The organism is Desulfoluna sp., from assembly GCF_030145185.1.
In the GTDB taxonomy this organism is placed as follows: Bacteria; Desulfobacterota; Desulfobacteria; order Desulfobacterales; family Desulfolunaceae; genus Desulfoluna.
In genome coordinates this window covers 1-11,391 of sequence record NZ_JAQYWB010000005.1, presented here as the reverse complement: position 1 = coordinate 11,391, position 11,391 = coordinate 1, and the positions used below count along the sequence as shown (strand labels likewise).

General features: G+C 56.8%; 7 protein-coding genes. 2 read left to right on the top strand and 5 right to left on the bottom strand.

Annotation, left to right across the window (positions count from 1 at the left end; translation table 11 throughout):
* Positions 1-14: 14 nt before the first annotated feature.
* The 4 genes from Q1Q75_RS02120 to Q1Q75_RS02105 form a co-directional block, all read right to left on the bottom strand.
* Positions 15-1,436: a trimethylamine methyltransferase family protein gene (locus tag Q1Q75_RS02120; protein WP_300667363.1), complete on the bottom strand. Its 1,422-nt coding sequence runs from the start codon at positions 1,434-1,436 to the stop codon at positions 15-17.
* Between the two features lie 93 nt (positions 1,437-1,529).
* On the bottom strand, positions 1,530-3,038 hold the full coding sequence (locus Q1Q75_RS02115; protein ID WP_300667362.1) for a BCCT family transporter: 1,509 nt from the start codon (positions 3,036-3,038) through the stop codon (positions 1,530-1,532).
* A 296-nt stretch (positions 3,039-3,334) separates the two neighbouring features.
* A complete protein-coding gene (locus Q1Q75_RS02110) occupies positions 3,335-4,831 on the bottom strand; it encodes a sigma 54-interacting transcriptional regulator (RefSeq protein WP_300667361.1) in 1,497 nt (498 codons plus the stop codon).
* 182 nt (positions 4,832-5,013) lie between these two features.
* Complete coding sequence (locus Q1Q75_RS02105) at positions 5,014-5,622, bottom strand: LysE/ArgO family amino acid transporter (protein ID WP_300667360.1); 609 nt, start codon at positions 5,620-5,622, stop codon at positions 5,014-5,016.
* 290 nt (positions 5,623-5,912) lie between these two features.
* Between Q1Q75_RS02105 and Q1Q75_RS02100 the strand changes: the two genes are divergently transcribed.
* The gene (locus tag Q1Q75_RS02100; protein WP_300667359.1) at positions 5,913-6,824 is read left to right on the top strand and encodes a LysR family transcriptional regulator ArgP; all 912 of its coding nucleotides are present in this window, start codon (positions 5,913-5,915) and stop codon (positions 6,822-6,824) included.
* A 560-nt stretch (positions 6,825-7,384) separates the two neighbouring features.
* Entirely contained in the window at positions 7,385-9,865 is a 2,481-nt protein-coding gene (locus Q1Q75_RS02095) for a transporter substrate-binding domain-containing protein (protein WP_300667358.1), read from the top strand.
* A gap of 48 nt (positions 9,866-9,913) precedes the next feature.
* Here Q1Q75_RS02095 and Q1Q75_RS02090 read toward each other — a convergent pair whose 3' ends face one another.
* A complete protein-coding gene (locus tag Q1Q75_RS02090) occupies positions 9,914-11,011 on the bottom strand; it encodes an NADH:flavin oxidoreductase (RefSeq protein ID WP_300667357.1) in 1,098 nt (365 codons plus the stop codon).
* Positions 11,012-11,391: the final 380 nt, after the last annotated feature.

Sequence of the window (11,391 nt, the reverse complement as noted above, 5' to 3'; positions counted from 1 at the left end):
AGGGCTCCCTTCGATTAAGCGTTTTTGCGTCGGTTGACGTACTCGGTGAGCTCCTTTTCCACGGCGGGATCGATGTCGGGTTTTTCGTATTTGGCCAGGCGTTGGCTCAGCTTGTCGTCGGCGACCTCATGGATGCGTTTTTTGCCGCCGGCGCTCCATGCGTCGTAGTTCATGCGGGTCATGAGGTCGGGCAGGAAGAATTCGGTACGGCAGAGTTTGAAGGTCTTCGGGTTGGTGAGATACTGTCCGCCGATGCCGGTCTTTTTGATCATCTCCACATCAATGCCCTCATCGTCAAAGGCGATGGGCTTGAGCATCTGGCGGACCATGCCGCAGAGCTCTTCGTCCATGAGGAATTTTTCAAAGCTCATGGCGATGTAGGAACCTAAAATACCGCAGGAGTGGAGGATGAAGTTGATGCCGGAACGGGCCGCTGTGGAGAGGGCCAGGGCAGATTCGATGCCGGCTTGACCGTCGGGGTAGAGGGCGTCGGTGAGGCCCCCGCCGCTCCGGCTGGGCAGGTTGTAGAACCGGGCCATCTGGGCGGTGACGTTGGTGTTTTTAGCAAGGGCCGGGGCGCCGATGGAGAGGGCTCCGGTCTTCATGTCCATGGCCGAGGAGGTGGAACCGTAGATGACGGGGGCGCCCTCCCGCACCATCTGGGCCAGGGTGATACCCGCCAGAATTTCCGCGTTCTGCAGGGCGGCGACTCCGCCTAAGGTGACAGGGCCTGAGGCGCCGGCCATGATCAGGGAGGCGACGACGCACGCCTGGCCGTTGCGGGCCAGTTCGATGAGGGAGCCCACCATCTCATCGGAGAACTGTAAGGGGGACAGAGAGTTAATCAGGGAGACCGAGACCGGCTGGTCCATGATTTTTTCCTTACCTCCGAAGACGATGGCAGCCATTTCAATACCGTCTTTGGCTCCCTGGCGGGAGACGGGGGAGCCCATGCAGGGTTTGTCGCAGAGGAGGAAGTTGGAGAGCATCATGTCCATGTGGACGGTCTCCGGCGGCATGTCGGAGGGTTCCACCATCATCCAGCCGTTCATGTCGATGTACTTGGAGGTGTGGATCAGCTTGCAGAAGGTGTCGTAGTCTTCCATGACAGCTTCCCGCTGCTCTCCCTGGGCGTCGATGATGTAAGGGGCACCGTAGCCGGGCACAAAGACGAAGTCGTCTCCTCCGATGGCCACGGATTTGTCTGGGTTTCGCCCGGCCACGGTGAATGTTGCCGGGGCTTTTTCAAGGGCAGCACGGACATCCTTCTCGGTGAGAAAGACTGTTTTTCCCTCCACTTTGACGTTGTTGTGCTTAAAAATCTCGATGGCTTCATCGTCGTTAAAGACGATGCCCGTGTTTTTCAGAAGATCCATGGCGCTTTCATGGACGCGGGAAAAGTCTTGTTGATTTAACTCCTGCATTCTGTCGTACATCGAGCGTCTCCTTAGGTTGCAAAGTCCTGAAATTTTGGGGCCTCCCTCCGGGGGGGGAGGAAGGTCCCCTTTGATCGGTTTGTCCCTAGTGGTTTACGAGTCGGGATTCTCCTTGATGTGTTTGTTTAAGCCCCGAAAGGTGCCCCAGAGGCACAGGAGCAGAAGAAAGATCATGGGAAAGGCCGTGGCGATGGAGGCGGTCTGGATCGCCTTGAGTTTTCCCGTGCCGGCAAGGACCGCGGCAACGGCACCCAGGGCGATGCCCCAAAAAGCGCGAAGGTTGCGCCCCGGGTTCTCTTTGCCGGAGACGAAGCAGGCCAGGGAGAGGGCTGCCGAGTTGGCGCTGGTGATGAAGAAGGTGGTGATGAGAAAGATCAGGAAGATCGCCAGGATGCCGGTTAAGGGCAGGTGCTGCGCGATGGCGAAGATGGCGCTCTCCACCCCGTGTTCCTTAAGGATCGCGGTGACGTCAAAGCTGATGCCGGATCCGCCTACCACGCCGTACCAGAGGAAGTTCCCCAAGGTGGGAAGGATCAGGACAGCGGCCACAGTCTCACGGATGGAGCGGCCCTTGGAGATGCGGGCGATGAAGACGGAGACAAAGGGAGCCCAGCTCATCCACCACGCCCAGTAAAAGACGGTCCAGCCTCCGAGCCAGTTGCCTTCGATGCCTGGGGCTGTGTAGAGGCTCATGGGCAGGAAGTGGAGGAGGTACTGCCCGAAGGAGTTGACGGTGAGGTTGATGAGGAAGATGGTGGGTCCGAAGATCAGGATGAAGAACCAGACCCCGATGAAAACCCACATGTTGACGTCCCCGATGATCTTGATCCCCTTTTCCACCCCGGTGTAGACGGCGATGGTGAAGATCACGGTGAGGATGCCGATGATGATGTAGATGGAGTTGGTGCCCAGCTCCACGCCGTACTGGTATTTCAGGCCGCTGGAGAGCTGCAGGGCCACGAGGCCCGTGGTGGTGGCCAGCCCGCCTAAGGTGGCAAACACGGCAAAGATATCGATGACTTTTCCCCAGGTACCGTAGATGCGGTCACCGATGGCGTAGTAGAAGGCGCTGGAGAAGTTTAAAGGGAGTTTTTTCGTGTAACAGGCGTGGGCCAGGGCGATGGTGAGAATGGCGTAGATGGCCCAGGCGGAGAGCCCCCAGTGGAAGAAGGAGTAGGTCATGGCGTTGGCCCCGGCTTCAGGGGTTAACGCCTCCCCGCCGAAGTAGGGGGGTGGGGTCATGAAATGGTAGGCCGGTTCTGCCGGGCCCCAGAAGACGATCCCCGCGGCAATGGCAGAGCCGAAGAGCATGGCGAACCAGGAAAAATTGGAGAACTCAGGTGTGTCCCCGGGGAGCCCCAGTTTCAGGCGGCCGTATTTCCCTCCCAGGAGGACGAGACAGCCCACCACCAGCATGAACGCCGTGATGAGATAGAGCCACCCCCACTTCTGAGTGGTCCACCCGAAGACGGCGTTGATGGTTGTGTCCATGTTCTCTGGAAAGATGATCGACCACAGGATAAACAGCACAGTGACGGATGCCGACACCCAGAAAATGATTGGGTCGAAGGACCTTGCGTTTTGAAGATCGGTCTGAGACATGTGTAACCCCTTTATTAAACATGATGTTGCATTCGTAACCGGCGGCAGGACGGCCCGGTACGGATTGGTAACCCCATGCCCGGATAGAAAGAGCAAGGGGCGTGCCAGAAGTTGAGTCTTCAGGCAACATCAAGGGGTTGAGGGGCGAAAACGACCGTGATTGCGGTGGACGATGGTGAACGCTGTTTGGCGGGAACGATGAAGGGCAGGGGGGCATGGGGTGAAAGGAATTTTTCACTTTTTCGGTTTTGTCAAAATTCCTTTCTTATTTAGAAAAATATTTTTCACTCGAGCGCTTATGATTTGTTGAGGGTGTCGGAAAAGGCTTTTCGGTTGAGTTTGTGTTTTTTCATTTTGTAGTGGAGGAGTTGCCGGGAGATGCCGAGAATTTTCGAGGCCCTGGAAACGTTGCCCACGGCATGGGTCAGGGCGTGGGTGATGGACTGGCGTTCGCTTTCCTGCTGCGATTCTGACAGGTTTTTTTCAGTCAGAGGCCCGGGGGCGGCCCCTTTGAGTTTATGAAAGACGTTTGTCTCCATGGTCGTCCATGTGCCACTGTCCTCGTCTTCACCGAGGACATCGAAGGTCTCAAAGGCGGAGGTGAAGTGCTGGATGTCGATGATTTTATTCTGACCGGCGCTGTTCATGGCTCCTTCGATGAGATGTTCCAGTTCTCGGACATTGCCAGGCCAACTGTATCCTTTGAAGAGGTCCATCACCTCAGGGGAAATGGCTTTTACGTGGGTGCCGAAGGTGTGATTGAGGGTCAGAATGAAGTGACTGATGAGGTTTTCGAGGTCATCCAGCCGGTTTCGTAACGGGGGGATCTGAACGATCACCACGCCGAGTCTGTAGAAGAGGTCGGTGCGAAGCTGGCCGTTTTTCACAGCCTCTCGGGGGGACCCGTTCATGGCGCTGATGACTTTCAACGTCACCTCCACCTCTTTGTGAGAACCGATGCGGCGGAATTTCTTCTCTTGCAGCACCCGCAGTAGTTTGGCCTGGAGGGTGGTGGGCATGGCCAGGAGCTCGTCTAAAAAGAGGGTGCCCCCGTTGCCCATTTCCAGAAGGCCCGGTTTGTCCAAGGCTCCGGTGAAGGCGCCCTTCACCGTGCCGAACAGCACCCCCTCTAAGAGGTTTTCCGGAATGGCCGCACAGTTGACGGCTGTGTAGGCCTTCTCTTTTCGGGCGCTGTGGTTGTGGATGGATTGTGCGAAGAGCTCTTTTCCTGTGCCTGTTTCGCCGATGAGCATGATGGGGGAGGAGGAGGAGGCCGCCTCCCGGGCGGTGATCATGGCACGCTGGAGGGTGTAGCTTTTGCCGATGATGTCCCCGAAGGTGTAGCGGGTGCCGTTCCCCAGGTTTTTGTTGAAGTTGGGGATGGCGATCATGGGGGTGCTTTTTTGAAGGATGTTGTAGTCTTTGACGAAACAGATGGCCCCGGTGACACGGCTGCCTTCAAGGAGGGGGAAGATGGAGTGAATGGTATGGGCCACCTTCCCCTGTCGGGTGCGGTAAAAAAAGGTGCGGTTCCGGATGGCGCGTGTGTTCTCCATGCACTTGGCGATCATGCTGGTCTCTTCGGAGAGCTCGTAGACCTCGGTCACATGCTTGCCGATGACCGTTTCAGGGGTGGTTCCGTCGATCTGAGCCTGGGTGTTGTTGTAATAGACGATGATCCCGTCATGATCGGTGATGATGATGCCTTCGTCCAGCTGATCCAGAACGCTGAGAAAGTTGATGCGGGTGATATCAAAAAGAGACTTGGAGGTCGGTTTTTTGCCTGTGCCCATGGACAACTCCCCGGTATGACTCGTGTGGATACGGTGATTCAAGGGCACCGCGCCAACGGCATCGTTTTCTTACAGAGGGCCGGTCTTGCCGGCCTTGTGCAGGGGGACGATACCGTTAAAGAAATTTGTCTTCGATAGGGGTACCTTGAACGATCTCTTCGAGGATGTCAATCTTTCGGGGGTCAGGCCAGGCTGATCAGCAGGGAGAGGGCGATGCTCCACATGATGAGGCCCACAAGGCTGTCGAGGATGCGCCAGGCCGCTTTTTTCTTGAACAGGGGAGCCAGGAGATTGCCGCCGAGGCTCAAGACGAAAAACCAGACAAAGGAGGCCATGACTGCCCCGAAGCCGAACCAGGGACGCTGGTCCAGGGGGAATTGGCTGCTGATTCCCCCCATAAACACCAGGGTGTCCAGGTAGACGTGGGGGTTTAGCAAGGTGACGGCCAGGGTGGTCAACACCGCTTTTTTCAGGGTGGTGCTTCCCCCTTCCTCTGTTTCCAGGTTGCCTCCCCTGTAAGCCGAGCGAAAGGAGCCTGCGCCGTACCAGAAGAGAAAGGCGGCACCTCCCCAGGCGGCGGCTCGAGTCAGGGCGGGGTGCGAGGCCATGGCCGTGCCCACCCCCAGGATGCCCACGGTGATGAGAAGGGCGTCAAAGAAACTGCAGATGAGGGGAATCACCAGGTGGTGGTTGCGCCTGACTCCCTGGCTGAGCACAAAGGCGTTTTGCGCCCCGATGGCGATAATCAGGCCGGCGCTGGTGCCGAAGCCTTTGAAAAATGGTAAAAGCATGATCTTTTGTGTCCGTTTATTTATGGGGTCAAGGCTCTTGAAATATTGAATAATAGCCTTCACTCAAAGAGAGAAAAGAAACTCGCCTTCGGCGGCCAGGGGACCCCAGGTTGCGAATGCGCTTCGGGGTCTCCGGTCCTTGACGAAGGCATCCTATGTAGGGTGATTCGATTGTAAAAGTAAAATTAATTATATATATACATCATAAGAAATTCTAATAATTGGCGTGGGCATAAATCGAATTTGCAGTTTTTATGACAGGTGCATTCTTAGGGTACCGGGAGTTTTCCATGTACGATTACAAGTTAATAGAGGCCATGGCCCGTGTGGTGCTGGAGGGTGGCTTTGAAAAGGCCGCGCGGGTGCTTCATATTTCGCAGTCTGCCGTTTCTCAGCGGGTCAAACTCCTGGAAGAGCAGGCGGGGCAGGTGCTTTTGAGCAGGACAGTGCCCCCTTCCGCCACCCGTGCCGGGGAGGTTTTTCTGGCTCACTATTTTAAGGTGTCACATCTGGAAGTGGATTTGGTCGATGCGCTGGCTCCTTCCGCGGATGGGGCTTTTCATTCCCTTGCCGTGGGGGTCAACGCGGACAGCCTGGAGACCTGGTTGCTTCCCGGTTTAACGCCTTTTCTTCTGAAAGAGCGGTTGCTGCTGGATGTGCGTGTGGACGATCAGGATGAGACCCTGCGGTTTTTGAAAAGTGGAGAAGCGGTGGGGTGCATTACGTCCAATCCGGTCTCGGTGCAGGGGTGTCGGGCGGAGTATCTCGGGACCATGAGTTATTACATGGTGGCAACGCCTGCCTTCTGCCGTCTCTGGTTTGCCGGTGGTTTTGATTCGGAGTCGGCAATCAAGGCACCGGCGGTGCTTTTTAACCGGAAAGATGATCTTCATGGTCGGTTTTTACGAACTTGGTTCACGGTCCCTCCCGGAGGATTCCCGCATCACCTGATTCCGTCGTCTATAGGCGTTGTGTCCACCATTTCCCAGGGGATGGGGTACGGCCTGGTGCCCCTTCAACAGGCATCGGCTCTGCTTAAGGCCGGAGCGCTTGTCAGTGTGGCTCCAGACAAGGGCCTTTTGGTCCCCCTTTATTGGCATGTCTGGAATGTGAAGTCTTCGCTTCTGGAGAAATTTACCCATCATTTGGTGGGGGCCGCGGGTCGACTTCTTTTGCAATGCGAACCCGGGAAATCGGCGTGAGGTTTTGTGGTCCGTCTGCTGTGAGCGGTCGATTTTCGTCAACAAGGGATAAAGGTTTTCTTCACTGTGACGAAAAGTAATGTAGGAAGGGTTTGGTGGGGGAGCCATCCGAGATAGGTGCTTCGAGGGAAACTGTCACGCTCCATGCCTCATTTGTGATGAGGTTGATGAGTGATCATGCCGCATGGAAGAGAGGGTGGGAAAAGGTTGACGTTGCAGTGGGTTTCCTTGCGAAGGCCCCGTGGCAATGGCCGATTTTTTACGATGCCCTTGGTAATAAGGCTGTGCGGGTATTTCCAATGACGATGAGGGTGCCTGAAATCATCCGGTAGAGTGTTGTCCTCGCCTTGTGGCCACGCTTTGTGAACGACTTTTTGGTGTGGGCGCGGTGTTATGGCAATTTTCTGGCGGGGGTTCGGGTCGCTTATCCACGAAAAGTAAAGACTTCAGCGATGCATCAGTCGGGATTTATACGTTTTGATCGTTCATATCGGCACGCCCTTTGTTATTTTTGCGTGTTTGTTTGTTCTCTTTTTGGGTTCGTCTCACAGGCGGCCTCTATGACTCAGGATCCGTTGACCGCTGCCCAGCGTCAATGGCTTGATGCTCATCAGGGGCAACTGACTCTGGCCTTTGAACCGGATTGGCCGCCCGCCTCGTTTTTTACCGGGGAGGGGACCGTTCAGGGCATTACACCGGAATACATCGCTCTCATCGAAAAAAAATTGGACTTTACATTCAAACGGGTCCGATACAGGACCTGGGCCGATATCCTTCAAGCCGGTTACGCCGACCAGGTGGATGTGATCCCAACCATGGCGCGACTTCCAGAGCGCGAAATCCATCTCAATTTTACCCGGGCCTACTTTCAGGTTCCCACCACCATCGTGACGGGGACGGGGGGGACAGCTGTTCTCAGTCTCGAAGATATGCTGGGGAAGAAGGTCGCCGTGCTGCGGGACAGCGCGGACCATCAGGCCTTGGCGAAAAAGTATCCGGAGATGAGGCTGGTCCCGGTCAATCGTATCCTGGATGGCCTGCAGGCGGTTATCCTGAAAAAGGTGGACGGCTTTGTCGGGGACGTGGCCGCTATCTCTTATCTGATTGAAAAGCATGGGCTGAATCAGCTTCAGTGCTCGGGGTATACCCATTACAATTATGAAATCTGCATGGGGGTTTCCAAGGCGCACCCCATGCTGGTCGACATTCTCAATCGCGGCCTGGCGCTCATCACCCCTGCGGAGAAGCAGGAGATTTTCAAAAAGTGGTACTACCTGAAAACACAGCCCATGTACCGCGATCCGGTGTTTCGGAGGTATGGCTTTGGGGTGCTCCTGATCTTGGTCGGGGGGGGCTTGGGCTGCATATTCTTCTGGAGCCGGAGCCTCCGGCGCGCAGTGGCGAGGGCCACCCGGGTCAGTCGCAGGGCGGAGGCCTCTCTGCGTGCCCAGGCCGTCGAGTTGGAAGGGGCCAGGCAGCGAGTGGCTCGTGCCAACCTTGAGCTCACCCAGGTTTTTAACGCCTCGACCCCGAAGTTGATTATTGATCGGGAGTTTCGGTTGCTTCGGGTGAACCGTACCTTCAGCGAGCTCTTTAGTGTGGAGGCCTCAGATATTGTGGGAAAACGGTGCTATGAGGTCCTTCAGAGTTCCGTTTGCAGAACGGATGCCTGCCCCTTGAAGCAGGCGCTTTCCGGGGTTCCCCTTCAGAAATGTGAGAGCCTTTTTTCCACGGCAAGCCGTGAAGGCCTCCCCTGCCTGGTGGATGCCAATACTCTGATCGATGCGGACGGCAAGTTTTTGGGCATCGTGAATAGCTTTACAGACATCAGTCGACTTTTGCAGGCCGAAGAGGAGAAGGAGCAGCTTCGAGAACAGCTCAGGCACTCCCAGGCGATGGAAGCTCTGGGAACCCTGGCCGGGGGAATTGCCCATGATTTTAATAATATCCTGGCCCCCATCATCGGGTATGCGGAGATGACGCAACTTTCCCTTCCAGAGGACAGCGTGGAGGCGGAGAATATGACCGGGGTTCTGAAAGCGGCTCAACGGGCTCGGGACCTTGTCGGCCAGATTTTAGCTCTTTCCCGGCGTCATCAGGTTGAGTTGAAACCGGTGCATGTTCAGGCCGTGGTGAAAGAGGCCCTGACCCTTCTTCGGTCCACCCTTCCCAGTACCATTGCCATCAAAGAGCAGCTTCATGCCGACGACGTGAGGGTTTACGGGGATCCCACGCGCATTCATCAGATCATTATGAATCTGTGCACCAATGCCTATCATGCCATGGAAGGGCAGGGCGGCGGGATCCTTGAAGTGAACCTGGATACGGTGTCGATGGAAGCCTCCGTCGGATATTGTTCGGGTTCCGGGCTGAGGCTTTTGGTTCGGGATACCGGGGTGGGGATCGATGCGGTTAATCGTGAACGGATTTTTGACCCCTACTTTACGACCAAGGGGGAAGGCAAGGGAACGGGGCTTGGGCTCTCGGTGGTTCACGGCATCGTTCGGGAGAGTGGCGGCACCATCGCGGTGGAGAGCGAACCGGGCGTGGGGACCACCTTTACGCTTTGTTTTCCAACGGTGAAAGGGGACGACGCTCCCCTTGAGGTTCTGCCCGTTGAGGATCTCCCCGCAGGACGTGAGACCGTGTTGGTGGTCGATGATGAAGAGGAGCTGGCCTTTCTTTTGAAGCGGATGCTGATGCGGGCCGGATACCGGGTGACGGTGTATACGGACAGTCAGGACGCCTGGGCACATTATCAGGCAACCTCCGGCGTCTATGACCTGGTGTTAAGTGACATGACCATGCCGGGCATGACCGGTGTTGATCTGGCCAAAGAGGTCCTGACATCCACGCCGGGAATTCCGGTGATTCTCTGCACGGGTTACAGCGACCGGGCGGCGCGTCAAAAAGCCGAAGCCGTGGGCGTGCGGACTTTTTTGATGAAGCCTGTGGCGATGAACCAGCTTCTTACGGCTGTTCGGCAGGAACTCGATGATGCCGGGGCTTGCGAAGGCAACCCCCCTTGCGCCTTGGCGTGATCGCAGCCGCGAACCAGCCCACGGGGCGGCACTGCAGTTGTCGCAGAGTTATGATTTTTTCACCCGGGCCATGCAGCGGATGCCGTCGCCTCGGCGGCCCGGAACAAAGCATCGGCAGCAGGAGGTACAGGCAGCCGGGGTGGTGTCCCCTTGGTGCCAGCGGGCGATGAGGTTGGGTTCCCGGATGAGGGGGCGCGAGAGGCTGATGAGGTCGGCCCGGCCCTCTGCGTGCAGGGTGACCGCGGTCTCAAGGGAGCGAATGCCGCCCACGAGCATCACGGGGACCTGGACAGACTCTTTGATGACTTTCCCGGCCTCGCGGAAGTAGGCCTCTTTTTCCGGAGTGTTGATGCGTGTTCGGATGGGGGAGAGCGCTCCGCTCTCCGGGGTGCCGCCGCTCACCTCAATGGCGTCAATGCCTTCATGGGCAAGGCGAATGGCGACCGCGCAGGCCTCGTCTATGGTGAAGCCGCCGTCCAGGTGATCGGAGCTGTTAAGCTTGATGAGGACCGGATAGCTTGCGCCCACGGTTTCGCGGATTGCCGTGTAGACCTCGAGGAGAAAGCGCATGCGGTGTGTTACGGAGCCCCCGTACCAGTCGCTGCGACGGTTTTCCAAAGGGGAGAGAGACTGACTTAAAAGATAGCCATGGGCGCTGTGGATCTGCACCCCGTCAAAACCGGTTTTTTTTGCCCTGCTGGCGGCATCGGAAAATTTTTTTGCAACGGTTTTAAAGTCGCAGGGACCCATTTCCGTGACGGGGGGGGCTTCGGTTCCTGTGGCCGAGATCATGCGGGGGGGAAGGCCGGACTCTTCCTGGAGGGCTCTGCGGCCGGCATGGGCCAGTTGGGCGACGATGCGCCCCCCCCGGACGTGGACCTCATTCACCATCTTTTGAAGCCCCGGAAGAAAGGCATCGTCGTGGATGCCCAGTTGCCAGGGGCTTGCTTTTCCTTCCAGCGCCACAAAGGCGTGTCCGGTGATGATCAGCCCCACCCCGCCGTCGGCGAGGGCGGCCATGCAGTCGATGAGCCGTTGGGTGACGCACCCGTCGGGTCCGGCCATGCCTTCCCAGGTGGCGGACCGGACAAATCGGTTGGCAAGGGTCATGCCGTTGATCGTCATGGGGGTGAACAGAGGGTTCATAGTGATCTCCTATCTGGTGTATCAGATATCTATAGATTCATAAGCTATATCAAAAGGAGGCCATCTCGCCAATAAAAATGTGAGGCGGGTCGGTGGCCAATCTCCCATGATTTTTCACCTTTCTTTGTGTCTCCTGGTGTGCCGTGGGGTTCAACTGGATCGAGAAGGGGCCATGGGCACGATACCATGAGAGATTTGATAGCATGCGGTGGGGGGATGGAACAGAGCGAATATGCGCCACCGATAGGTGTGATGAATGGTGGGGGACAGGGGAATCGATTTTTTCGTTTTGACAGCGGGAAGAGCTGCGCATAGGGGAGGGGGTTGATGCATTGCCACCCTTTCTCAGAAACCTTTCTCAGAAATATATGGGGAGCATG